The sequence below is a fragment of the Lelliottia sp. F153 genome (genome assembly GCF_002870005.1).
In the GTDB taxonomy this organism is placed as follows: Bacteria; Pseudomonadota; Gammaproteobacteria; order Enterobacterales; family Enterobacteriaceae; genus Enterobacter; species Enterobacter nimipressuralis.
Window position 1 is genome coordinate 63,067 of sequence record NZ_PKFT01000011.1, and the last position, 23,283, is coordinate 86,349.

At 55.2% G+C, this 23,283-nt stretch carries 21 protein-coding genes; 15 read left to right on the top strand and 6 right to left on the bottom strand.

Annotation, left to right across the window (positions count from 1 at the left end; translation table 11 throughout):
• Window positions 1-3 precede the first annotated feature (3 nt).
• The 3 genes from F153LOC_RS19375 to F153LOC_RS19385 all read right to left on the bottom strand — a co-directional run bounded on the left by F153LOC_RS19375 (window position 4) and on the right by F153LOC_RS19385 (window position 4,266).
• Window positions 4-1,467 carry a glycoside hydrolase family 1 protein gene (locus F153LOC_RS19375; RefSeq protein WP_102105642.1) on the bottom strand — a complete coding sequence of 488 codons (1,464 nt, stop codon included), beginning with the start codon at window positions 1,465-1,467 and terminating at the stop codon, window positions 4-6.
• Window positions 1,467-3,278 carry a beta-glucoside-specific PTS transporter subunit IIABC gene (locus tag F153LOC_RS19380; protein WP_102105641.1) on the bottom strand — a complete coding sequence of 604 codons (1,812 nt, stop codon included), beginning with the start codon at window positions 3,276-3,278 and terminating at the stop codon, window positions 1,467-1,469. Before F153LOC_RS19380 ends, F153LOC_RS19375 begins: the two co-directional genes overlap by 1 nt.
• 181 nt (window positions 3,279-3,459) lie before the next feature.
• The gene (locus F153LOC_RS19385) at window positions 3,460-4,266 is read right to left on the bottom strand and encodes a dienelactone hydrolase family protein (protein WP_100778458.1); all 807 of its coding nucleotides are present in this window, start codon (window positions 4,264-4,266) and stop codon (window positions 3,460-3,462) included.
• Window positions 4,267-4,517: 251 nt separating this feature from the next.
• Here F153LOC_RS19385 and udp point away from each other — a divergent pair, with 251 nt between their 5' ends.
• From udp to tatD, 9 genes are all read left to right on the top strand, one after another.
• Window positions 4,518-5,279 (top strand): uridine phosphorylase, encoded by a 762-nt coding sequence (gene udp, locus F153LOC_RS19390; protein WP_095283865.1) that lies wholly within the window; start codon window positions 4,518-4,520, stop codon window positions 5,277-5,279.
• 140 nt (window positions 5,280-5,419) lie between these two features.
• Window positions 5,420-6,877 (top strand): DNA recombination protein RmuC, encoded by a 1,458-nt coding sequence (gene rmuC / locus F153LOC_RS19395; protein WP_102105640.1) that lies wholly within the window; start codon window positions 5,420-5,422, stop codon window positions 6,875-6,877.
• Window positions 6,878-6,943: 66 nt separating this feature from the next.
• Window positions 6,944-7,699: a bifunctional demethylmenaquinone methyltransferase/2-methoxy-6-polyprenyl-1,4-benzoquinol methylase UbiE gene (gene ubiE / locus F153LOC_RS19400; protein ID WP_100778460.1), complete on the top strand. Its 756-nt coding sequence runs from the start codon at window positions 6,944-6,946 to the stop codon at window positions 7,697-7,699.
• A gap of 13 nt (window positions 7,700-7,712) precedes the next feature.
• Window positions 7,713-8,318 (top strand): ubiquinone biosynthesis protein UbiJ, encoded by a 606-nt coding sequence (ubiJ, locus tag F153LOC_RS19405; protein ID WP_102105639.1) that lies wholly within the window; start codon window positions 7,713-7,715, stop codon window positions 8,316-8,318.
• Complete coding sequence (ubiB, locus tag F153LOC_RS19410; protein ID WP_100778462.1) at window positions 8,315-9,955, top strand: ubiquinone biosynthesis regulatory protein kinase UbiB; 1,641 nt, start codon at window positions 8,315-8,317, stop codon at window positions 9,953-9,955. The genes ubiJ and ubiB overlap by 4 nt, the downstream gene beginning before the upstream one ends.
• A gap of 73 nt (window positions 9,956-10,028) precedes the next feature.
• Window positions 10,029-10,283 carry a Sec-independent protein translocase subunit TatA gene (gene tatA / locus F153LOC_RS19415; RefSeq protein ID WP_100778463.1) on the top strand — a complete coding sequence of 85 codons (255 nt, stop codon included), beginning with the start codon at window positions 10,029-10,031 and terminating at the stop codon, window positions 10,281-10,283.
• A 3-nt stretch (window positions 10,284-10,286) separates the two neighbouring features.
• The gene (gene tatB / locus F153LOC_RS19420) at window positions 10,287-10,826 is read left to right on the top strand and encodes a Sec-independent protein translocase protein TatB (RefSeq protein WP_102105638.1); all 540 of its coding nucleotides are present in this window, start codon (window positions 10,287-10,289) and stop codon (window positions 10,824-10,826) included.
• Between the two features lie 2 nt (window positions 10,827-10,828).
• Entirely contained in the window at window positions 10,829-11,599 is a 771-nt protein-coding gene (gene tatC, locus F153LOC_RS19425) for a Sec-independent protein translocase subunit TatC (protein ID WP_100778465.1), read from the top strand.
• Window positions 11,600-11,640: 41 nt separating this feature from the next.
• Window positions 11,641-12,423, top strand: a complete 783-nt coding sequence (gene tatD, locus F153LOC_RS19430; RefSeq protein WP_102105637.1) for a 3'-5' ssDNA/RNA exonuclease TatD — start codon at window positions 11,641-11,643, stop codon at window positions 12,421-12,423.
• Here the strand turns inward: tatD and rfaH are convergent.
• Window positions 12,420-12,911 (bottom strand): transcription/translation regulatory transformer protein RfaH, encoded by a 492-nt coding sequence (gene rfaH, locus F153LOC_RS19435; RefSeq protein ID WP_102105636.1) that lies wholly within the window; start codon window positions 12,909-12,911, stop codon window positions 12,420-12,422. The genes tatD and rfaH overlap by 4 nt on opposite strands.
• A 170-nt stretch (window positions 12,912-13,081) precedes the next feature.
• On the opposite strand from rfaH, the gene ubiD reads away from it, so the two are divergent.
• Both ubiD and fre read left to right on the top strand, forming a co-directional pair.
• Window positions 13,082-14,587, top strand: coding sequence for a 4-hydroxy-3-polyprenylbenzoate decarboxylase (gene ubiD / locus F153LOC_RS19440; protein ID WP_100778468.1), 1,506 nt, complete (start codon window positions 13,082-13,084; stop codon window positions 14,585-14,587).
• A gap of 30 nt (window positions 14,588-14,617) precedes the next feature.
• Entirely contained in the window at window positions 14,618-15,319 is a 702-nt protein-coding gene (fre, locus tag F153LOC_RS19445; protein WP_102105635.1) for an NAD(P)H-flavin reductase, read from the top strand.
• Window positions 15,320-15,411: 92 nt separating this feature from the next.
• Here fre and fadA read toward each other — a convergent pair whose 3' ends face one another.
• Window positions 15,412-16,575, bottom strand: a complete 1,164-nt coding sequence (gene fadA, locus F153LOC_RS19450) for an acetyl-CoA C-acyltransferase FadA (RefSeq protein WP_102105634.1) — start codon at window positions 16,573-16,575, stop codon at window positions 15,412-15,414.
• 9 nt (window positions 16,576-16,584) lie between these two features.
• Window positions 16,585-18,774: a fatty acid oxidation complex subunit alpha FadB gene (fadB, locus tag F153LOC_RS19455; RefSeq protein ID WP_102105633.1), complete on the bottom strand. Its 2,190-nt coding sequence runs from the start codon at window positions 18,772-18,774 to the stop codon at window positions 16,585-16,587.
• Window positions 18,775-18,962: 188 nt separating this feature from the next.
• Between fadB and pepQ the strand changes: the two genes are divergently transcribed.
• From pepQ to hemG, 4 genes are read left to right on the top strand one after another with little or no spacing between them, the layout of a single operon-like run.
• On the top strand, window positions 18,963-20,294 hold the full coding sequence (gene pepQ / locus F153LOC_RS19460; protein WP_102105632.1) for a Xaa-Pro dipeptidase: 1,332 nt from the start codon (window positions 18,963-18,965) through the stop codon (window positions 20,292-20,294).
• On the top strand, window positions 20,294-20,908 hold the full coding sequence (locus tag F153LOC_RS19465) for an IMPACT family protein (RefSeq protein ID WP_102105631.1): 615 nt from the start codon (window positions 20,294-20,296) through the stop codon (window positions 20,906-20,908). The genes pepQ and F153LOC_RS19465 overlap by 1 nt, the downstream gene beginning before the upstream one ends.
• A 39-nt stretch (window positions 20,909-20,947) precedes the next feature.
• A complete protein-coding gene (trkH, locus tag F153LOC_RS19470; RefSeq protein ID WP_100778474.1) occupies window positions 20,948-22,399 on the top strand; it encodes a Trk system potassium transporter TrkH in 1,452 nt (483 codons plus the stop codon).
• An 11-nt stretch (window positions 22,400-22,410) separates the two neighbouring features.
• Window positions 22,411-22,953, top strand: a complete 543-nt coding sequence (hemG, locus tag F153LOC_RS19475; RefSeq protein WP_100778475.1) for a menaquinone-dependent protoporphyrinogen IX dehydrogenase — start codon at window positions 22,411-22,413, stop codon at window positions 22,951-22,953.
• Window positions 22,954-23,283: the final 330 nt, after the last annotated feature.

Sequence of the window (23,283 nt, forward strand, 5' to 3'; positions counted from 1 at the left end):
CGTTTAGCTCATGTCAGCGCCATTGCTGGCAATCACTCTCTGGTACCACCAGAACGACTCTTTTTTCAGGCGTTCCAGCGTGCCGTTACCTTCGTCATCCTGGTCGACATAAATAAAGCCGTAGCGTTTGGACATCTGCGATGTGCCCGCGCTGATAATGTCGATACAACCCCAGGTGGTGAATCCCATCACATCTACCCCTTCGTTGATAGCTGCCAATGTTTGTTCGAAGTGGGCGCGGAAATAGTCGATACGATAGCTGTCGTGGATTTTCCCTTCCTCGACGGTATCTTTTGCCCCTAGGCCATTTTCGACAATAAACAGCGGCTTTTGGTAACGGTCATACAGTTCGAGCAGGGAGATTTTCAACCCGACGGGATCAATCTGCCAGCCCCACTCGGATGCAGGCAAGTACGGGTTTTTTACCCCCAGAATCGTGTTACCCGCGGTGCGCTCGACATCAGCCTGCGTCGATTCGGTGAGGGACATGTAATAGCTGAACGAGACAAAATCGACGGTGTGATCTTTCAAAATACGATGATCGTCTGCCTGCATCTCAATCTGAATATCACGGCTGGCGAGATCGCGCAGGATCAGTGGCGGATATTCACCAAAGACCTGCACATCGGCGTAAAAGTAGTTTTCGAGATTTTTTTTCAGCGTGGCCTCTACGTCCTGCGGGCGACAGCTGTGAGGATAGGTGGTGAGCTTCGTCAGCATGCACCCGACCTGGCTGCCGGGAATTTTGGCGTGGCAGTCGCGGGTCACCAGCGCAGAGGCCACGAACTGGTGGTGCAGCCCCTGGTAAATGTCCTGCTGCGCCTTTCCTGGCGCGCTTTTCTCTTCGCGAATCCCGGCGGTGGTAAACGGATGGCGATGAATGCTGTCGATTTCGTTAAAGGTGAGCCAGTAGCGCACCAGATCTTTGTAGCGATCAAAGCAGACATTGCTGAACCGCACGAAAGCATCCACCACGTTACGATGTACCCAGCCGTTGTACTTCTCGCTCAGGGCCAGCGGCATTTCATAATGTGAGAGCGTGACGAGCGGTTCAATATTATGGCGGCGCAGCTCGCGGAACATCTCCTCGTAAAACTGCAGGCCCGCTTCATTAGGGGCTGCGTCCTCGCCTGTCGGGAAGATACGCGACCAGGCAATGGACACGCGCAGAACCTTAAAGCCCATCTCGGCAAACAGGGCGATATCGTCTTTATAGCGGTGATAGAAATCAATGCCGCGACGCTTGGGATAAAGCGCATCGTTGCGCCCTTCAAACGCATCGCGGATATTTTCATCCGTCAGCGCCATATGACCGTCATAATCCTTCAGCGACAGGTTCGGCTTCCAGGTGATGGCGTCAGCGACGGACGGCCCTTTGCCATCAATGTTCCATGCTCCTTCGGCCTGATTAGCGGCAATCGCGCCGCCCCATAAAAAACCTTGCGGAAACGGGAGGGATTTATCCATTACACGGACTCCTTTAGCGTCATGATGATGTGAGGATGAGTGTCTTTGTCGTGGTTACTGCCTGGTGTCAGCGAGAATCGTTCGCCATTCGTGACGATCATGACCACAACCGGATCCAGCCCGGCGGCGGTGATGGTGTCGAGAGAAAACTCAATCAGTGTGTCGCCGCTTTTCACGTGCTGGCCTTCTTTCACCAGCGGGCGGAATCCGTCGCCCTGCAGCCTGATGGTGTCGATGCCGATATGGAAAATCAGCTCAACCCCTGCATCCGTTAAGAGGCTTAGGGCATGACCGCTTTCAAAGACGTTAACGACCGTGCCGTCGGCGGGAGCACGCAGGACGCCCTGCGAAGGGACAATGGCTACGCCATCGCCCATAATTTTGCGTGAAAAAACGTCGTCGTTAACGTTTTCCAGCGGGATGATTTGCCCCTCTACGGGACGGATAAAGTGCAGTTCATCGGCCTGTTGCGGGGCTTTATCGCGCCATAACAGCAGAGCACTCAGAAAGGCGATGACAAAAGATAAACCGGCACCCGCAAAGGCCCAGACGATGTTCATTGGGTTATCGGGTGAGACGAACATGGAGATGCTGGCAAGGCCTGGCCCTACCAGCGCAAAGGCTTCGATGGCCATCCAGCCGATAAATGCGCCGCCAACCAGGCTACCCGCAAGCACGCTATAAAGTGCTTTTTTATTGAGAAGCGTGACGCCATACAGGGCGGGTTCGGTAATACCGAACAGCGCGGAAATACCTGCGGAGAAGGCGGTGGATTTCAGTACCTTATCTTTGCTCCGGAGTGCAATGGCCAGACAGGCTCCAGACTCTGCGATGTTATGTGCCAGCGACGCAGGCAGATAGAGCATTTCGCGCCCGAACTGGCTCATCGAGGCGACGGCATAAGGCAGCATCGGCTTATGCATTCCGGCTGCGACCATAAACGGCAGGGCTGCCGCGAGTAACCCGGTCGCCACAAATCCCAGCTTGCCATAGAGCCATAAGATCACCGTGGCCAGGCCCGCGCCAAGCTCATAGCCCAATGGTCCCAGGATCAGCAACGTCACTGGCACCGTGACCAGCAGAGAGAGCATCGGCGAGAGAAAAATACGCAGTGCGCCAGGAGAGTAACGGTTGAACAGCTTCTCGGTCTGAGCGTAAAACAGCACGCACAGAATGGCCGGGAAGACCTGCGAGGCATAGGCGACATTGCGCAGATCAAACGACATAAACTCTGCGCCATCAGCCAGTTGCTTCGTCATTGCCGGTAACACCATTACCGCTACGGCAGAGACGGCAACCAGCACGTTCACTTTGAGCTTCGTCGCAGTGGTTATCGCCACCAGTATCGGCAGGAAATAGAGCGGGGCCGAGCCGATGTTATCCAGCACTTTGTAAGTGGAACTGTCGCGGCTGAGCCAGCCAAGTACATCCAGCAACAGCAGCAGCGATTTCAGTACGCCGCCGCCCGCAATGGCCGGGACCAGCGGCTGAAAGACGCTTATCACAAAGTCGACGATTTGCGCGCCACGATGCGGTTTGACCGTCTGAGCTGACGCATTTGCCTGGGGTGTGCCGATGAGGGAGCGCGCCGCTTCATAAACCTGCACCACTTCATGACCGATAATGACCTGGCACTGTACGTTGACGCGCACGCCGAGCACGCCATCAATTTTCGCCAGTTCGCGCTCGTTCACTTTCCCGTTATCGTAAAGGCTCAGCCGTAAGCGGGTGGAGCAGTGCTCGAGATGCTCGATGTTTTCAGCGCCGCCCACCTGGGCGATGATATCCAGTGCTGTCTGCAAGTGATTCATGTCTGGCCCCTGTCTCCAGAACAAAAAAAAAGACCTGAAGCCCATTTTCCCCCCGAAAGAGAGAGATGGGCTTCAGGTCTTGCCTACGGATCGTAGTTACACGCCTGTGCTTTTTATATCGTCGAAATTCTGTTTAAAAGTCAAACAACGGCTGCGGTTGTTGCGTCAATGTGTGAGCAACTTAACCCTTTTTCGCTCCATACTGCCTGAACCAGGCCAGCATACGTTGCCAGCCATCTTTGGCGGATTCTTCGTGATAACTCGGACGATAGTCGGCGTTAAAGGCATGTCCCGCGTCGGGATAGACCACGATGTCGGCTTTGGCATTGGCGGCACGCAGCGCCTGGCGCATGGTGTCCACACTCTCAAGCGAAATCCCGGTGTCTTGTCCGCCGTACAGCCCTAAAACCGGCGCGTTAAGATCGGTCGCGATATCCACCGGATGTTTCGGTGAATTCAGCGTTTTCTCACCGACCAGTTTGCCATACCACGCCACGGCGGCTTTCAGCTGCGGATTGTGCGCGGCATACAGCCAGCTGATGCGTCCACCCCAGCAAAAACCGGTGACCAGCAGACGGTGCGGATCGCCGCCGTTGCGCGCGGCCCAGCTGGCGACGTGGTCCAGATCGGCAAGCACCTGCGCATCCGGCACTTTGCTGACCAGATTGCTGAAAAGCGTCGGGATATCGCTGTAATCATTCGGATCGCCCTGGCGGAAATAAAGCTCCGGCGCAACGGCCAGATAGCCTTCCAGCGCCAGACGGCGGCAGATATCGCGAATATGTTCGTGAACGCCAAAAATCTCCTGTATCACAATGACGATCGGCAACGGACCGTCGGCCTCTTTCGGGCGCGCGTGATAAGCGGGCATGTTTTCACCCTGCGAGGGGATCGAGGTTTCGCCTGCGGTAATGGCTTCTTCTGACGTGGAGACGATGGTCGCGGCGAGAGGGGCAGCAGCAGGTGCAAAATGGGTCTTTTGTGTCATGGTATTCTCCGTACCTGTAAGCGCAAAAGTAAATATAGACCTCAAGTTAACAACTCACAGTGCCCGAAACGGGCTATCTTTTGTGCAGCCCTGAACGATATAACTTGTTAATGTGATGTAAATCACTATTTTGTGGAAATTAACTGCAACCATTTTCATTCATGGTGAGGTGTGTCACGAAATTAAGCCTGGTGCTTCTGTAAAGTACCGTTTTACTTCTTCTGACACACCGACCCACAGAGGAGTCACCTATGTCTAAGTCTGATGTTTTTCATCTCGGCCTCACTAAAAACGATTTACAAGGGGCTACGCTGGCTATCGTCCCTGGCGATCCTGAGCGTGTGGAAAAGATCGCCGCGCTGATGGATAAGCCGGTTAAGCTGGCAGCGCATCGTGAATTCACCACCTGGCGTGCTGAGCTGGATGGCAAAGCGGTGATTGTGTGCTCGACCGGTATCGGCGGCCCTTCTACCTCTATTGCTGTGGAAGAGCTGGCGCAGCTGGGCATTCGTACCTTCCTGCGTATCGGCACCACCGGCGCGATTCAGCCGCACATCAGCGTCGGTGACGTTCTGGTGACGACCGCGTCTGTGCGTCTGGACGGTGCAAGCCTGCACTTCGCACCAATGGAATTTCCGGCTGTCGCTGACTTCGAATGTACGACGGCTCTGGTTGAGGCGGCAAAATCTATCGGCGCAACCACGCACATTGGCGTGACCGCTTCTTCTGACACCTTCTACCCAGGCCAGGAGCGCTACGACACCTTCTCCGGTCGCGTGGTGAGCCGCTTTAAAGGTTCTATGGAAGAGTGGCAGTCGATGGGCGTCATGAACTACGAAATGGAATCGGCAACGCTTCTGACCATGTGCGCAAGCCAGGGTCTGCGTGCGGGTATGGTGGCGGGCGTAATCGTTAACCGTACTCAGCAAGAGATCCCGAACGCAGAAACCATGAAGCAAACCGAAAGCCACGCGGTGAAAATTGTGGTCGAAGCGGCTCGCCGCCTGATCTAATCGCACAACATTCTGTTCAAGGCCGACACGTTCGGCCTTTTCTTTTTTGCGTAACGCCTCGCAGGAAATTCCTTTCAAACTGGACGTTTATACAGCACAATTCTATTTTGTGCGGGTAATGGTTTGATGCAGGAGGCGTTGTGGATATCTCAATCATCGTTTATGCGGCGATAGCGCTGGCGGGGCTGGTCATTGGCTGGCTGATCTCGAGCTATCAACATGCTCAGCATAAAGCGGAACAGCTGCTCGATCGTGAAGAGATGGTCGCTGAGCTGAGCGCTGCTAAACAGCAGCTGGCCCAGAGCAGTCACTGGCGCGATGAGTGCGAGTTGCTCAACAACGAACTGCGCAATCTGCGCGATATTAATACCTCCCTGGAAGCGGATCTCCGCGAAGTCACCACCCGTCTCGAATCCACCCAGCTGCATGCGGAAGATAAAATCCGCCAGATGATCAACAGCGAACAGCGCCTCAGCGAGCAGTTTGAAAACCTCGCCAACCGTATTTTTGAACAGAGCAATCGCCGCGTCGATGAACAAAACCGCCAGAGCCTGAATGGATTGCTGACGCCGCTGCGCGAACAGCTCGACGGTTTTCGTCGCCAGGTGCAGGACAGCTTTGGTCAGGAAGCCCGTGAACGTCATACGCTGGCGCACGAGATCCGTAATCTTCAGCAGTTAAATGCGCAAATGGCGCAAGAAGCGGTCAACCTGACGCGCGCCCTGAAAGGCGACAACAAAACCCAGGGCAACTGGGGAGAAGTGGTGCTAACCCGCGTGCTGGAGGCCTCCGGGCTGCGCGAAGGCTACGAATATGAAACGCAGGTCAGCATTGAGACCGATTCCCGCTCGCGGATGCAGCCCGATGTGATCGTGCGTCTGCCGCAGGGCAAAGACGTGGTGATTGACGCCAAAATGACGCTGGTGGCCTACGAGCGCTACTTCAATGCGGAAGACGATTTCACCCGCGAATCCGCGCTGCAGGAACATATCGCCTCCGTGCGCAATCACATTCGTCTGCTGGGCCGTAAGGATTATCAGCAGTTACCCGGCCTGCGGTCGCTGGACTATGTGTTGATGTTTATCCCGGTCGAACCGGCGTTCCTGCTGGCGCTCGACAGGCAGCCGGAGCTTATCACCGAAGCGCTGAAAAACAACATTATGCTGGTCAGCCCGACCACGCTACTGGTGGCGCTGCGCACCATTGCCAACCTGTGGCGCTACGAACATCAAAGCCGTAACGCGCAGCAGATTGCCGATCGCGCCAGCAAGCTGTATGACAAAATGCGCCTGTTTGTCGACGATATGTCTTCCGTGGGGCAAAGCCTGGATCGCGCGCAGGATAACTATCGACAGGCGATGAAAAAACTCTCCTCCGGGCGGGGTAATTTGCTGGCACAAGCCGAAGCGTTTCGCACGTTGGGTGTAGAGGTTAAGCGCGAGATTAATCCGGAACTGGCGGAGCAGGCCACGGCTCAGGATGAAGAGTATCGTCTGCGCGAAGGCGTGAATGAACGAAATATGAGCAGTGATGACAGTGAGTTAGCGGCACAAACCGCCCCTGAAACGCAGTCAGAACGATTCTTTCAGGGTGGTTGAATCGTAGGGCAAACGCGCCCAATCTGTTACACTTCATGCACATTTGACTGATTAGCAGGCACTGAGATGGTTGAAGATTCACAAGAAACAACGCACTTTGGCTTTCAGACTGTCGCCAAAGAGCAGAAAGCAGACATGGTGGCCCACGTATTCCATTCCGTGGCGGCAAAGTACGATGTCATGAATGACCTGATGTCATTCGGCATTCATCGCTTGTGGAAGCGTTTCACTATCGACTGTAGCGGTGTTCGCCGTGGTCAAACCGTTCTGGATTTAGCCGGCGGTACCGGTGATTTGACCGCAAAATTCTCCCGCATGGTCGGTGAAACGGGCCGCGTTGTACTGGCTGATATCAACGACTCCATGCTGAAAATGGGGCGCGAAAAACTGCGCAACATCGGCGTGGTCGGTAACGTTGAATATGTACAGGCTAACGCCGAGGCCCTGCCGTTCCCCGATAACACGTTCGACTGCATCACCATCTCTTTCGGTCTGCGTAACGTCACCGAAAAAGAAAAAGCGCTGCGTTCCATGTATCGCGTGCTGAAGCCGGGTGGACGTCTGCTGGTGCTGGAGTTCTCCAAACCAATTATTGAGCCGTTGAGCAAAGCGTACGACGCCTATTCCTTCCACATTTTGCCGCGTATTGGCGAATTAGTGGCAAAAGACGCAGAAAGCTATCGCTATCTGGCGGAGTCTATCCGTATGCACCCGGATCAGGACACCCTGAAAGCCATGATGCAGGATGCCGAGTTTGAAAACGTTGAGTACTTCAACCTGACGGCGGGTGTTGTTGCGCTGCATCGCGGCTACAAGTTCTGACTGGAGGCAACGTATGCCTTTTAAACCGTTAGTCACCGCAGGCATCGAGAATGTCCTGAATACCTTTTTGTATCGCTCGCCTGCGCTGAAAACGGCGCGCCAGCGGCTAAACGGCAAGGTACTTCGCGTGGTGCTAAAAGAGTTCTCGACGCCGCTGGTGCTGGTGTTCAGCGAACGTCAGCTGGATGTCGTGGGCGAGTGGGAAGGCGACGCCGATTGCTCTGTCATTACGCACATGAGCGTGCTGCCAAAACTGCGCGACCGTCAGCAACTCACGGCGCTAATCCGCAGCGGTGAGCTGGAAGTCGAAGGCGATATTCAGGTGGTGCAAAACTTTGTCGCACTGGCCGATCTGGCTGAGTTTGACCCGGCGGAGCTACTGGCACCTTATACCGGTGACATCATGGCCGAAGGCATCGGCAAGTTTCTGCGCGGCGGGTCGTCCTTTTTACGTAAAGGCGTGCAGCGCCAGCAACGCTACGTGGCTGAAGTGCTGACCGAAGAGTGGCGAATGGCGCCCGGTCCGCTTGAGATGGCGTGGTTTGCAGAAGAAACCGCCGCTGTCGAACGCGCGGTTGACGCGCTAACCCAACGGCTGGAAAAACTGGAGGGCAAATGACGCCTGGTGAAATTCGGCGCCTCTACTTTATCGTCCGCACCTTTTTGAGTTACGGGCTCGACGAGCTTATCCCCAAAATGCGTATTACGCTGCCGCTGCGATTCGGGCGGCGCATGTTGTTCTGGATGCCAAACCGTCATAAAGATCAGCCGCTCGGCGAGCGGTTGCGACTGGCGTTGCAGGAGCTCGGCCCGGTTTGGATTAAATTTGGGCAGATGCTCTCTACCCGCCGCGATCTCTTCCCACCGCAAATTGCCGATCAGTTGGCGTTGCTTCAGGACCGCGTTGCACCCTTCGACGGTGCGCGTGCCAAGCAGCAGATTGAAGAGGCGATGGGCGGCATTCCTGTTGAAACCTGGTTCGATGATTTTGAGATCACCCCGCTGGCCTCTGCCTCCATTGCGCAGGTGCATACTGCGCGGCTGAAAGAGAACGGCAAAGAGATCGTCATCAAGGTGATTCGCCCGGATATCCTGCCGATCATTAAAGCAGACATGAAGCTGATTTACCGTCTGGCTCGCTGGGTCCCGCGCCTGTTACCGGATGGTCGTCGTCTGCGCCCAGTCGAAGTGGTGCGTGAGTACGAAAAAACGCTGATCGATGAACTGAATTTACTGCGCGAAGCGGCCAACGCCATTCAGCTGCGCCGTAACTTTGAAAACAGCCCGATGCTGTATGTGCCTGAGGTCTATTCGGACTACTGCAGTCAGAACATGATGGTGATGGAGCGCATTTACGGCATTCCCGTCTCGGATGTGGTGGCGCTGGAAAATCAGGGCACCAACATGAAACTGCTGGCCGAGCGCGGCGTGCAGGTCTTCTTCACTCAGGTATTCCGCGACAGCTTTTTCCACGCCGACATGCACCCAGGTAATATTTTTGTAAGCTACGAACACCCGGAAGATCCGAAATACATCGGCATCGACTGCGGTATTGTCGGCTCGCTGAACAAAGAAGATAAACGCTATCTGGCAGAGAACTTTATCGCCTTCTTTAATCGCGATTACCGTAAGGTGGCCGAGCTGCACGTGGATTCGGGCTGGGTTCCGCCGGATACCAACGTCGAAGAGTTCGAGTTTGCGATCCGCACCGTCTGTGAGCCGATTTTTGAGAAGCCGCTGTCAGAAATCTCATTTGGCCACGTTCTGCTGAATCTCTTTAACACCGCGCGACGCTTCAATATGGAAGTGCAACCGCAGTTAGTTTTACTTCAGAAAACACTACTTTACGTTGAGGGCGTAGGCCGCCAGCTCTATCCTCAGTTAGACTTATGGAAAACAGCGAAACCTTTCCTTGAGTCGTGGATTAAGGATCAGGTGGGCCTTCCTTCGCTGGTGCGTGCGTTTAAAGACAAAGCGCCGTTCTGGATCGAAAAAATGCCAGAGATCCCTGAACTGGTTTACGACACTTTGCGTCAGAGCAAGAACCTTCAGCACAGCATGGATAAAATCGCCAGCGAGCTTCAGTCCAATCGCGTGCGTCAGGGGCAGTCTCGCTACCTCTTTGGCATTGGCGCTACCTTGTTGCTCAGCGGCACGCTGTTGCTGATCAACCGCCCGGACTGGGAGATGATGCCCGCCTGGGTGATGGCCGGAGGCCTTGTGGTCTGGCTGATCGGCTGGAGAAAAACGCGCTGAATTTGCGTCGCTATCGCCAGGTTGCATACGTATAATGCAACCTGATTAATTAATCATCTATCGAGGATGTAGTATGGGTGGTATCAGTATCTGGCAATTGTTAATCATTGCCGTCATCGTCGTGCTGCTGTTCGGCACCAAAAAGCTCGGTTCTATCGGTTCCGACCTTGGCGCGTCCATCAAAGGCTTCAAGAAAGCCATCAGCGATGATGAAGACAAGCAAGAAAAATCCAGCCAGGACGCGGATTTTACGGCTAAAACCATCGCAGACAAACAGGACGAAGCCAAAAAGGAAGACGCTAAACGCCACGATAAAGAGCAGGTGTAAGTCGTGTTCGATATTGGTTTTGGTGAACTGCTGCTGGTATTCGTGATTGGCCTGATTGTATTAGGCCCGCAACGTCTGCCGGTGGCAGTAAAAACTGTCGCAGGCTGGGTACGCGCGCTGCGCTCGCTGGCCACGACGGTGCAAAATGAACTGGCGCAGGAACTCAAGCTCCAGGAGTTTCAGGACAGCCTGAAAAAGGTTGAAAAGGCGAGCATGGATAATCTGTCGCCTGAGCTGAAAGCCTCGATGGATGAATTGCGTGAAGCTGCGGAGTCCATGAAGCGTTCTTACAGCGTCAACGATCCTGAAAAAGCGAGCGATGAAGCGAACACTATTCGTAATCCGCTGGTAAAAGATAGCGACGCTCAGCGCGAAGGCGTTACGCCTGCCGAAGCGGAGCATCAGGCCAGTGCGCCATCGCAAGCCCCTGATCTGCAAGAGCCCGTCCCTGCACAAGAGCCTGAGGTAAAACCGAAAGCTGCAGAAGCAAAAGCCGCCGCGCCCGTTTCCGAATCCGCCCCCTCGTCGAGTGATAAAGCGTAAACATGGCAGTAGATGATACTCAACCACTTATTACGCACCTCATTGAGCTGCGTAAGCGTCTGTTAAACTGCATTATTGCCGTTTTCCTGATTTTCTTGTGCCTGGTCTATTTCGCTAACGACATCTATCAGGTTGTCTCCGCGCCGTTGATTAAGCAGATGCCGCTGGGTGCAACGATGATTGCCACCGATGTGGCGTCGCCGTTCTTCACGCCAATCAAGCTGACCTTCTGGGTCTCGCTGATTGCGTCTGCGCCGGTGATTCTTTACCAGGTGTGGGCGTTTGTGGCGCCAGCGCTCTACAAACATGAACGTAAGCTGGTGATCCCACTGCTGGTCTCCAGTTCGCTGCTGTTTTATATCGGCATGGCTTTTGCCTACTTCGTCGTCTTCCCGCTGGCCTTTGGCTTCCTGACGCACACCGCGCCGGAAGGGGTGCAGGTCTCGACGGACATCGCCAGCTACCTAAGCTTTGTGATGGCGCTGTTTATGGCGTTCGGCGTGGCCTTCGAGGTGCCGGTCGCGATCGTCCTGCTCTGCTGGATGGGCGTCACCACGCCGGAAGATCTGCGTAAGAAACGCCCTTATATGCTGGTGGGCGCGTTCGTGGTCGGGATGTTGCTGACGCCGCCGGATGTCTTCTCGCAAACCCTGCTGGCGATACCGATGTACTGCCTGTTTGAGGTTGGCGTGTTCTTCTCGCGCTTCTATGTGGGCAAACGTCGCTCACGGGATGACGAAGAAGATGAGCCAGAGAATCCGACAGAAGAGTAAAACCAGCCGCCCGACAGGGCGGTTGTCATATGGGAGAGAGCATGTTTGATATCGGTTTAAATCTGACCAGTTCGCAGTTTGCCAAAGATCGTGATGAGGTGGTGGCGCGTGCCTTTGCCGCGGGCGTCAACGGGCTGTTGCTGACGGGCACCAACCTTCAGGAAAGCGAGCATGCGCAGCAGCTGGCGCAAGGCTTTGAGCACTGCTGGTCAACCGCTGGCGTACATCCTCACGACAGTAGCCACTGGAATGATGAAAGCGCCGGGACGCTGTATGCGCTGGCGAAAACACCAGAGGTGGTGGCGATTGGCGAATGTGGTCTCGATTTTAACCGCAACTTTTCTACTCCTGCCGAGCAGGAGAAGGCGTTTACCGCGCAGCTGGCACTGGCGGCAGAACTCGGGATGCCGGTGTTTATGCATTGCCGCGACGCCCACGAACGTTTTCTGACGCTGCTGGAACCCTGGCTGGATAAGCTGCCTGGCGCGGTGCTGCACTGCTTTACCGGCTCACGCCAGGAGGCTATTGAGTGTCTGGATCGCGGGCTGTATCTGGGCATAACCGGCTGGGTGTGCGATGAACGACGTGGACTGGAGCTGCGCGAGCTGCTGCCGGTTATTCCTGCCGATCGGCTGTTAGTCGAAACGGATGCACCGTACCTTCTGCCGCGCGACATGCGGCCCAAACCTGCCTCACGACGCAACGAACCGGCTTATCTTGGCCATATCGTGGAGCGGATCGCCCACTGGCGGGGCGAAGAATTGCAGTGGCTGGACGCACAGACGGATGAAAACGTTCGTCGCCTGTTCGGCGTGACGTTTTAAACCTTGCGGAATTCGGTATTCTTGACGCTCTGACGTACCTGTTTATTAAGGAAGTTCAGCAGCAGCATGGAGCGCGCTTCGCCGTCTGGCTCGGCAAATATTGCCTCAAACCCTTCGAATGCCCCTTCGGTGATAACAACGCTATCGCCGGGGAACGGCGTTTCAGGGTCGGTAATATCTTCCGGCTGTTTGTAGACAGAAAGCTGATGTATCACCGTCGACGGCACGGTGGCCGGATGCGCGCCAAAGCGCACGAAGTGGCTGACACCCCGCGTGGCATTGATGGTGGTGGTGTGGATCACTTCCGGGTCGAATTCGACGAAAAGGTAGTTAGGGAACAGCGGCTCACTGACTGTTGTACGCTTGCCGCGCAGCATTTTTTCGAGCGTAATAACAGGCATCAGACAATTGACTGCCTGACGCTCAAGATGTTCCTGCGCACGCTGAATTTGCCCGCGTTTGCAATACAGTAAATACCAGGCTTGCATAATCACTCTTTCCCTTTGTTCGCGGCGCAAGCATATCAAAACCCCGAAGGGATCGCTAAGGTGATTATAATGGCCGAAAGCGGAAGTTGAGGCAGAACTTCACGCTTATTTAACAAAATTACAGCGTCATGATGACGAACGCCGTATAATGAAGCGCTTACAGAGAGGCCATGACTAACTGCATGAAATACCACGATCTACGCGACTTCCTGGCGCTGCTGGAAAAGCAGGGCGAACTCAAACGCATTACGCTCCCTGTTGATCCTTATCTGGAAATGACAGAAATCGCTGACCGCACCCTGCGTGCCGGTGGCCCCGCGTTGCTGTTTGAAAATCCAAAAGGTTATTCCATGCCGGTGCTCTGCAACCTCTTCGGCACGCCTAAGCGTGTGGCGATGGGGATGGGCCAGGAAGATGTCAGTGCGCTGCGTGAAGTCGGTAAACTGCTGGCATTCCTGAAAGAGCCAGAGCCGCCGAAAGGCTTCCGCGATCTGTTCGACAAACTGCCGCAGTTTAAGCAGGTGTTGAATATGCCAACCAAACGCCTGCGCGGTGCACCGTGCCAGCAGAAAATCCTCGAAGGCGATGCCGTCGATTTGACCAAAATCCCAATCATGCAGTGCTGGCCTGAAGATGCCGCGCCGCTGATCACCTGGGGTTTGACGGTTACCCGTGGCCCGCATAAAGAGCGTCAGAATCTCGGTATTTATCGCCAGCAGCTGATTGGCAAAAACAAACTGATTATGCGCTGGCTGTCGCATCGCGGCGGTGCGCTTGATTTCCAGGAGTGGTGTGCGGCGCATCCGGGCGAGCGTTTCCCGGTTTCAGTGGCGCTCGGTGCCGATCCGGCGACCATTCTCGGCGCCGTGACGCCGGTGCCTGATACATTGTCGGAATACGCTTTCGCAGGCCTGCTGCGCGGCACCAAAACGGAAGTGGTGAAGTGTATTTCTAACGATCTGGAAGTGCCTGCCAGCGCGGAAATCGTGCTTGAAGGCTATATCGAACAGGGCGAGCTGGCACCGGAAGGGCCTTATGGTGACCATACGGGATACTACAATGAAGTGGATAGCTTCCCGGTGTTTACCGTTACGCACATTACGCAGCGTGAAGATGCGATTTATCACTCGACCTATACCGGCCGTCCGCCGGATGAGCCTGCTGTATTAGGCGTCGCGCTGAATGAAGTGTTTGTACCGATTCTGCAAAAGCAGTTCCCGGAAATTGTCGATTTCTATCTGCCGCCAGAAGGGTGTTCTTACCGCCTGGCGGTGGTGACGATGAAGAAACAGTACGCAGGTCACGCCAAGCGCGTGATGATGGGCGTGTGGTCATTCCTGCGCCAGTTTATGTATACCAAATTTGTTATTGTCTGTGATGACGACGTCAATGCCCGCGACTGGAATGACGTTATCTGGGCCATCACCACGCGTATGGACCCGGCGCGCGACACGGTGTTAGTGGAAAATACACCGATTGATTATCTGGATTTTGCCTCGCCGGTTTCTGGGCTTGGTTCAAAAATGGGACTGGATGCCACCAATAAATGGCCCGGCGAAACTGAGCGTGAATGGGGTCGCCCGATTAAAAAAGATCCTGAAGTGACCGCGCGAATTGACGCGATTTGGGACGAGTTGGCCATATTGAATGACGGTAAGCCCGAGTCTGACCGTTAAGCCCTATAGACTTCCCGACAGAGAGAGCGAATGACAACCTTAAGCTGTAAAGTGACCTCGGTAGATGCTATCACCGACACCGTATATCGCGTCCGTTTGGTTCCGGAGGCGGCGTTCTCTTTCCGCGCTGGCCAATATTTGATGGTGGTGATGGATGAACGTGATAAGCGCCCTTTCTCTATGGCGTCTACGCCAGCGGAGCAGGAATTTATTGAGCTGCATATTGGTGCGTCAGAGCTTAATTTGTATGCCATGGCGGTGATGGACCGTATTCTGAAAGAGCGTGAAATCGATGTCGATATCCCGCACGGCGAAGCCTGGCTGCGTGAAGACGAAGATCGTCCGCTGATTCTGATTGCCGGGGGAACGGGCTTCTCCTATGTGCGTTCGATTCTGCTGACTGCGCTGGCGCAAAATCCGGACCGCGACATCACCATCTACTGGGGCGGTCGCGAAGAGAAACATCTCTACGATCTTTCCGAGCTGGAAGCACTGAGCGTAACGCACCCGAATCTGCGCGTTGAGCCTGTGGTTGAGCAGCCGGAAGAGGGCTGGCGCGGGCGCTCAGGTACGGTGCTGACAGCAGTATTGCAGGATCACGGGACGCTCGCCGGACACGATATCTATATTGCCGGGCGTTTTGAGATGGCGAAGATTGCTCGCGACCTGTTCTGCCATGAGCGTGATGCGCGGGAAGATCGCCTGTTCGGCGATGCGTTTGCGTTTATCTAAATAAAAAACCCGCCCCTGACAGGCGGGAAAAACGGCAACTAAATCATTTATTCTGTTACAGGCCGGGGAGCGAAACGCCCCCGGCTTTCTCATTACACCCGCTCAAACACCGTCGCGATCCCCTGACCCAACCCGATACACATCGTCGCCAGACCAAACTGAGCGTCTTTGCGTTCCATCAGGTTGATAAGCGTGGTGCTGATACGCGCGCCCGAACAACCCAGCGGATGACCCAGCGCGATCGCGCCGCCGTTGAGGTTGATCTTCTCGTCGATCTGCTCCATCAGCCCCAGATCTTTAATGCACGGCAGGATCTGCGCGGCGAACGCTTCATTCATCTCAAACAGGTCGATATCGCTGGCTGTCAGACCGGCTTTTTTCAGCGCCAGTTTTGACGCCGGAACCGGGCCGTAACCCATAATCGAGGGATCGCAGCCCACTACGGCCATGGAACGGACGCGAGCGCGCAGCTTCAGGCCTAACTCGCGAGCGCGGCTTTCGCTCATCACCAGCATCGCCGCAGCACCGTCGGAAAGGGCAGAGGATGAGCCTGCCGTCACCGTGCCGGTCACCGGGTCAAACGCCGGACGCAGCGTGGAAAGCGCTTCGACGGTGGTTTCCGGGCGGATCACTTCGTCGAAGTAGAACTGTTTCAGTACGCCGTCAGCGTCGTGGCCGCCGGTCGGGAGGATTTCATTTTTAAAGGCGCCGGACTGCGTGGCAGCCCAGGCGCGGGCATGAGATCGCGCAGCAAAGGCGTCCTGCATTTCGCGGCTGATGCCATGCATGCGGGAGAGCATTTCGGCGGTCAGTCCCATCATGCCCGCGGCTTTCGCCACGTTACGGCTCATGCCTGGGTGGAAATCGACGCCGTGGCTCATCGGCACGTGGCCCATGTGCTCGACGCCACCGACCATACAGACCTGCGCATCGCCGGTCATGATCATGCGAGCCGCATCGTGCAGCGCCTGCATCGACGAACCGCACAGACGGTTGACGGTGACCGCCGGAACCGAATGCGGGATTTCGGCCAGCAAGGAAGCGTTACGGGCGATGTTAAAACCCTGCTCAAGTGTTTGCTGTACACAGCCCCAGTAAATATCATCCAGCGCAGCCGCTTCCAGCGCAGGATTACGCGCCAGCAGACTACGCATCAGGTGCGCGGAGAGATCTTCCGCGCGCACGTTGCGGAATGCGCCGCCCTTCGAACGGCCCATCGGGGTGCGAATTGCATCGACAATGACAACCTGTTCCATTGTGACTCCTTAAGCCGTTTTCAGCTCGCCAACCGGACGGGCAGGCGCAACTGGGGGATAGTACGGTTCGTTATGACGCGCTTTATTACGCAGGCCTTCCGGCACGTCATACAACGCCCCGAGATGCTGATAGTGCTGCGCCATGTCGAGATACTTCGCGCTGCCGAGCGTATCCAGCCAGCGGAACGCACCGCCGTGGAACGGAGGGAAGCCGAGGCCGTAGACCAGCGCCATATCTGCTTCTGCCGGGCTGGCGATGATGCCTTCTTCCAGACAACGCACTACTTCGTTGACCATCGGGATCATCATGCGGGCGATAATCTCTTCGTCGCTGAAATCACGTTTTGCCTGGCTGACGCCAGCCAGCAGATCTTCAACGGCAGCATCGTCCTCTTTCTTCGGCTTGCCTTTGCTGTCTTCTTTATAACGCCAGAAACCCAGACCGTTTTTCTGCCCAAAGCGACTGGCGTCGAACAGTGCATCGATGGCGTCGCGATAATCTTTCTGCATCCGCTGTGGGAAACCCGCGGCCATCACAGCCTGCGCATGGTGCGCTGTATCAATGCCGACCACGTCCAGCAGATACGCCGGGCCCATTGGCCAGCCGAATACTTTTTCCATCACTTTGTCGACTTTGCGGAAATCCGCGCCGTCGCGCAGCAGCTGGCTGAATCCGGCAAAGTACGGGAAGAGCACGCGGTTGACGAAGAAGCCTGGGCAGTCGTTCACCACAATCGGGGTTTTGCCCATTTTGCTGGCCCACGCCACCACTTTGGCAATGGTTTCGTCGGAGGTTTTTTCCCCGCGAATCACTTCGACCAGCGGCATACGATGGACCGGGTTAAAGAAGTGCATGCCGCAGAAGTTTTCCGGGCGCTTCAGAACGCTTGCCAGTTCGCCAATCGGAATGGTCGAGGTATTGGACGCCAGAACCGTATCCGGGCGCACTTTCTCTTCCGTTTCTGCCAGTACCGCTTTTTTCACTTTCGGGTTTTCGACGACCGCTTCAACGACGATGTCCACGCGATCAAAACCGGTGTACTCCAGCGTTGGCTGAATGGTTGAGATCACACCCGACAGCTTCAGACCGTCAATTTTGCCGCGCTCAAGCTGTTTGTTGAGCAGCTTGGCCGCTTCGTTCATGCCCAGCGTCAGGGATTTCTCGTTGATATCTTTCATCACTACCGGCACGCCTTTCCAGGCCGACTGGTAGGCAATCCCACCGCCCATAATGCCTGCGCCGAGTACCGCCGCGTGTTTTGGCGTTTCAACGTTTTTGGTGAGTTGTTTGGCTTTCCCTTTCACGTACTGATCGTTGAGGAAAATGCCGACCAGCGCACGCGCTTCGCTGGTGTGCGCCAGTGGCACGAAGCTTTGGTTTTCTAATTTAAGCGCGTCATCGCGGCCAAAGCGTGCGGCGGCTTCAATGGTTTTGACGGCGGTGATCGGTGCCGGATAGTGTTTTCCGGCGGTCTGCATCACCATGCCTTTGGCAATGGTAAAGCTCATGGTGGCTTCAATTTTGCTGAGTTTCAGCGGCTCAAGTTTCGGCTGGCGTTTGGCTTTCCAGTCGAGATCGCCATTGATCGCCTGACGCAGAATGCTGATCGCACCGTCGCGCAGTTTTTCCGGCTTCACGATGCCGTCAATCAGGCCAATTTTCAGCGCCTGATCTGCGCCTACGTCTTTACCTGCAGCAATAATTTCCAACGCGCTGTCGGCGCCCAACATGCGTGGCATACGTACGGAACCGCCAAAGCCCGGCATGATGCCCAGCTTGGTTTCCGGCAGGCCGATGCGCAGGTCCGGCGTGGCGAGACGATAGTCTGTCGCCAGCACGCATTCGCAGCCGCCGCCCAGCGCGTAGCCGTTGACGGCAGAGATCGTGGGAACAGGAAGGTCTTCCAGGCGGTTAAAGACGCTGTTGGCAAAATGCAGCCACTGGCTGAGCTGTTCTTCCGGCACCTGGAACAGGGAGAGGAACTCGGTGATGTCGGCACCGACAATAAAGGCGGCTTTCTCAGAACGCAGCAGCAGCCCTTTCAAATCAGATTGGTTTTCGAGGACATCCAGCGCGTGGCCGAGGCTGGCCACCGTCGCGGTGTCGAGTTTGTTGACTGAGCCGGGGGCATCGAACACCAGTTCGGCGATGCCATCTTCCAGCCAGTCTACGTACAGGGTGTCGCCTTTGTAGAGCATGTCAGTCTCCTGAATCCAGCAATTGGATCTGGTCATACCAGATGAAGTCGAGTGTGGAATTTATGTTAATAAAATGCAAATCACTCATTAAATAAATGCTGCATTGATCACGCTCGGTGGAAATGACGCAGTAAAAGCGAGGTGTGCTAAGATGCGAAGACTTGAGCTCAATAAAGAAAGGAAGAATGATGGACTCACTGGCCTCACTTTATAAAAATCATATTGTTACGTTACAGGAACGTACCCGCGATGTACTGGCCCGCTTTAAGCTCGATGCGCTGCTTATTCACTCTGGTGAGCTGGTCAACGTCTTCCTGGATGACCATCCGTATCCCTTCAAGGTAAATCCGCAGTTCAAAGCCTGGGTGCCGGTGACGCAGGTTCCCAACTGCTGGCTGCTGGTGGATGGCGTGAACAAGCCGAAACTGTGGTTCTATCTGCCGGTCGATTACTGGCACAACGTGGAGCCGCTGCCGACCAGCTTCTGGACCGAAGAAGTGGATGTGATTGCCCTGCCAAAAGCCGACGGTATCGGCAGCCAGCTGCCTGCTGCGCGTGGCAACATCGGGTATATTGGTCCGGTGCCGGAGCGTGCTCGGGGTCTGGATATTCCTGCGGATAACATCAACCCGAAAGGCGTGATTGATTATCTGCACTATTACCGTTCGTATAAGACCGACTATGAACTCTCCTGTATGCGCGAAGCGCAGAAAACGGCGGTGAACGGTCATCAGGCGGCCCAGGAAGCCTTCCTTTCCGGGATGAGCGAGTTCGACATTAATCAGGCGTACCTGACGGCGACCGGTCATCGCGATACGGACGTGCCTTACAGCAACATCGTGGCGCTGAATGAGCATGCTTCCGTGCTGCACTATACAAAACTGGATCACCGCGTGCCGGCCGAGATGCGCAGTTTCCTGCTGGATGCGGGCGCCGAATACAACGGTTATGCAGCCGATCTGACCCGTACCTGGGCGGCGAATGCCGATACGGATTTCGCGCAGCTGATCAAAGATGTGAATGACGAACAGCTGGCGCTTATCAGCACCCTGAAGGCGGGTACCAGCTACGTCGATTACCACGTTCAATTCCATCAGCGCATCGCCAAACTGCTGCGTAAACACCAGATTTTGACAGATATGAGCGAAGAGGCGATGGTGGAAAACGATCTCACCGGGCCGTTCATGCCGCACGGGATTGGTCATCCGCTGGGCCTGCAGGTTCATGATGTGGCTGGCTTTATGCAGGATGATACCGGCACGCATCTGGCCGCGCCGTCGAAGTATCCTTACCTGCGCTGCACCCGTGTGCTGCAACCGCGCATGGTGCTGACCATTGAGCCAGGCATTTACTTCATCGACTCTCTGCTGCAGCCGTGGCGTGAAGGCCCGTTCAGCAAACACTTCAACTGGCAGAAAATTGAAGCGCTGAAGCCGTTTGGTGGCATTCGTATCGAAGATAACGTGGTGATTCACGAAAACAGCATCGAGAACATGACGCGAGATCAGAAACTGGCGTGATGGACAGCTGGCTGATACCGGCTGAGCCGGTCACCTTCGTTGAAGAGATCAAAAAGAGCCGCTTTATCACGCTGCTGGCCCATACGGACGGCGTGGAGGCGGCGAAAGCCTTTGTTGAATCTGTTCGCGCAGACCATCCTGTTGCCCGCCACCACTGCGTGGCGTGGGTCGCCGGTCCGCCGAATGATTCGCAACAGCTTGGCTTTTCTGATGATGGTGAGCCCGCAGGAACAGCGGGTAAACCGATGCTCTCTCAGTTGATGGGAAGCGGCGTCGGGGAGATCACCGCCGTGGTGGTTCGCTACTACGGCGGCATCCTGTTAGGAACCGGTGGGCTGGTAAAAGCCTACGGCGGAGGAGTGCAGCAGGCGCTTAATCTGTTGCAGACGGTCCGCAAAACGCCACTTACCGAATATACTTTGTTGTGTGATTACGCTCAGTTATCTGGCATCGAAACGCTGCTTAAAAACGTTAACGGCGTGATTGTGCAGAGTGATTACCAGGCGACGGTACAATTACGCGTGGCGCTTCCTCAGGCGGAACTGGCGGCTTTTTCAGCAAAACTGGCTGATTTTAGTCGTGGTGCGTTGCAATTACTGCCGATTGAAGAATAATCCCCACCTTACTTTTTGAATACCAAAGGAACGGCAGAGATGCATTTTCGTGCCATAACCCGAATTGTTGGACTGCTGGTCATACTCTTTTCCGGGACGATGATCCTCCCAGGGCTGGTAGCGCTTATCTATCGGGACGGCGCGGGGCGCGCGTTCACGCAGACCTTTTTCGCCGCGCTGGTGATTGGCTCAATTCTCTGGTGGCCTAACCGTCGTGAGAAGGGCGAGCTGAAGTCCCGCGAGGGCTTTCTGATTGTAGTGCTGTTCTGGACCGTGCTGGGGAGCGTGGGTGCGCTGCCGTTTATCTTCGCGGAACAGCCGAATCTGACCGTGACCGACGCGTTTTTTGAATCCTTTTCCGGGTTAACGACCACGGGGGCGACCACGCTGGTGGGGCTGGACTCGCTACCGCATGCCATTCTCTTTTATCGCCAGATGCTGCAATGGTTCGGCGGTATGGGGATCATTGTCCTCGCCGTGGCGATTCTCCCGATACTGGGCGTCGGTGGTATGCAGCTCTATCGTGCTGAAATGCCAGGCCCCCTGAAAGATAATAAGATGCGTCCGCGTATTGCCGAGACGGCAAAAACGCTCTGGTTCATCTACGTGTTACTGACCGTCGCGTGTGCGCTGGCCCTGTGGTTTGCCGGGATGCCTGCCTTCGATGCGATTGGCCACAGCTTCTCTACGATTGCGATTGGAGGGTTCTCGACCCACGACGCCAGCGTGGGCTATTTCGATAGCCCGACTATCAACACCATTATTGCTATCTTCCTGCTGATCTCCGGCTGTAACTACGGCCTGCATTTCTCTTTATTGAGTGGGCGCAGCCTAAGGGTCTACTGGCGCGATCCAGAGTTCAGAATGTTTATCGGCGTGCAACTGACGCTGGTCATCATCTGTACGCTGGTGCTGTGGTTCCACGATGTATACAGCTCGGCCGTGATGACCCTTAACCAGGCTTTCTTCCAGGTGGTGTCGATGGCTACGACGGCGGGCTTTACCACGGACAGCATTGCCCGCTGGCCGCTGTTCCTGCCGGTACTGCTTCTGTGCTCTGCTTTTATCGGCGGCTGTGCGGGGTCCACGGGCGGGGGCCTGAAGGTCATCCGTATTCTGCTGCTGTTCAAACAGGGCAACCGTGAACTGAAACGTCTGGTACACCCGAATGCGGTTTATAGCATTAAGCTTGGCAACCGCGCGCTGCCGGAACGTATTCTCGAAGCGGTGTGGGGCTTCTTTTCTGCCTACGCGCTGGTCTTTATCGTCAGCATGCTGGCGATTATCGCCACCGGCGTTGATGATTTCTCGGCGTTTGCTTCCGTAGTAGCAACGCTCAATAACCTTGGGCCGGGACTTGGCGTGGTGGCGGATAACTTTGCCAGCATGAACCCGGTAGCGAAGTGGATCCTGATTGCCAATATGCTGTTCGGGCGTCTTGAAGTATTCACATTGCTGGTGCTGTTCACCCCAACATTCTGGCGCGAGTAAGGATCTAGCTGGTGAAAACACTCATTTTATTTTCGACACGAGATGGTCAGACGCGTGAGATCGCCTTTTATCTGGCGTCTGAATTGAAAGAGCAGGGCGTTTACGCTGATGTGGTGAATCTCAATCGGACGGAAGAGATTCACTGGCAGGATTACGATCGCGTGGTGATTGGCGCTTCTATTCGTTATGGCCATTTCCATCCTGCGCTGGATCGCTTTGTGAAAAAACATCTGGCGACATTAAACAGCCTGCCCGGTGCGTTCTATTCAGTGAACCTGGTTGCACGTAAAGCGGAGAAACGCACGCCGCAGACCAACAGCTATACGCGTAAGTTTTTATTGAACTCGCCGTGGCAGCCAGAACGCTGTGCTGTGTTTGCGGGCGCGCTGCGTTATCCACGCTATAGCTGGTATGACCGCTTTATGATCCGCCTCATTATGAAGATGACCGGGGGGGAGACGGATACCCGTAAAGAAGTGGTTTATACGGACTGGCCGCAGGTAGCCAGTTTTGCGCGGGAAATCGCACAATTAACGGTCGATTCGCGGGTTTAATCGACGGTGAGTTTGAAAAATAAGCGAACGATAACTTTTTTCGATTTTATGCTTGTCACCCCAGAATAACTCCCTATAATGCGCCTCCACTGACACGGAACAACGGCATACACGCCGCCGGGTTAGCGGGGTTCAGAGATGAACACCAACAGAGATAAGCGAAAATAAAGCTTGACTCTGAAGCGGGAAGGCGTAATATGCACACCCCGCGCCGTTGAGAAAAACGAAGCGGCACTGCTCTTTAACAATTTATCAGACAATCTGTGTGGGCACTCAAAGTGACATGGATTCTAAACGTCGCAAGACGCTAAATGAATACCAAAGTCTCTG

Bases quoted from the DNA above. Each gene is read 5' to 3' on its own strand.
- F153LOC_RS19380 (WP_102105641.1), bottom strand. From the start codon at position 3,278: ATGAATCACTTGCAGACAGCACTGGATATCATCGCCCAGGTGGGCGGC.
- trkH (WP_100778474.1), top strand. From the start codon at position 20,948: ATGCATTTTCGTGCCATAACCCGAATTGTTGGACTGCTGGTCATACTC.
- ubiE (WP_100778460.1), top strand. From the start codon at position 6,944: ATGGTTGAAGATTCACAAGAAACAACGCACTTTGGCTTTCAGACTGTC.
- ubiB (WP_100778462.1), top strand. From the start codon at position 8,315: ATGACGCCTGGTGAAATTCGGCGCCTCTACTTTATCGTCCGCACCTTT.
- F153LOC_RS19465 (WP_102105631.1), top strand. From the start codon at position 20,294: ATGGACAGCTGGCTGATACCGGCTGAGCCGGTCACCTTCGTTGAAGAG.
- tatD (WP_102105637.1), top strand. From the start codon at position 11,641: ATGTTTGATATCGGTTTAAATCTGACCAGTTCGCAGTTTGCCAAAGAT.
- fadB (WP_102105633.1), bottom strand. From the start codon at position 18,774: ATGCTCTACAAAGGCGACACCCTGTACGTAGACTGGCTGGAAGATGGC.
- pepQ (WP_102105632.1), top strand. From the start codon at position 18,963: ATGGACTCACTGGCCTCACTTTATAAAAATCATATTGTTACGTTACAG.
- ubiD (WP_100778468.1), top strand. From the start codon at position 13,082: ATGACTAACTGCATGAAATACCACGATCTACGCGACTTCCTGGCGCTG.
- fadA (WP_102105634.1), bottom strand. From the start codon at position 16,575: ATGGAACAGGTTGTCATTGTCGATGCAATTCGCACCCCGATGGGCCGT.
- udp (WP_095283865.1), top strand. From the start codon at position 4,518: ATGTCTAAGTCTGATGTTTTTCATCTCGGCCTCACTAAAAACGATTTA.
- F153LOC_RS19375 (WP_102105642.1), bottom strand. From the start codon at position 1,467: ATGGATAAATCCCTCCCGTTTCCGCAAGGTTTTTTATGGGGCGGCGCG.
- ubiJ (WP_102105639.1), top strand. From the start codon at position 7,713: ATGCCTTTTAAACCGTTAGTCACCGCAGGCATCGAGAATGTCCTGAAT.
- F153LOC_RS19385 (WP_100778458.1), bottom strand. From the start codon at position 4,266: ATGACACAAAAGACCCATTTTGCACCTGCTGCTGCCCCTCTCGCCGCG.
- tatC (WP_100778465.1), top strand. From the start codon at position 10,829: ATGGCAGTAGATGATACTCAACCACTTATTACGCACCTCATTGAGCTG.
- rfaH (WP_102105636.1), bottom strand. From the start codon at position 12,911: ATGCAAGCCTGGTATTTACTGTATTGCAAACGCGGGCAAATTCAGCGT.
- fre (WP_102105635.1), top strand. From the start codon at position 14,618: ATGACAACCTTAAGCTGTAAAGTGACCTCGGTAGATGCTATCACCGAC.
- tatA (WP_100778463.1), top strand. From the start codon at position 10,029: ATGGGTGGTATCAGTATCTGGCAATTGTTAATCATTGCCGTCATCGTC.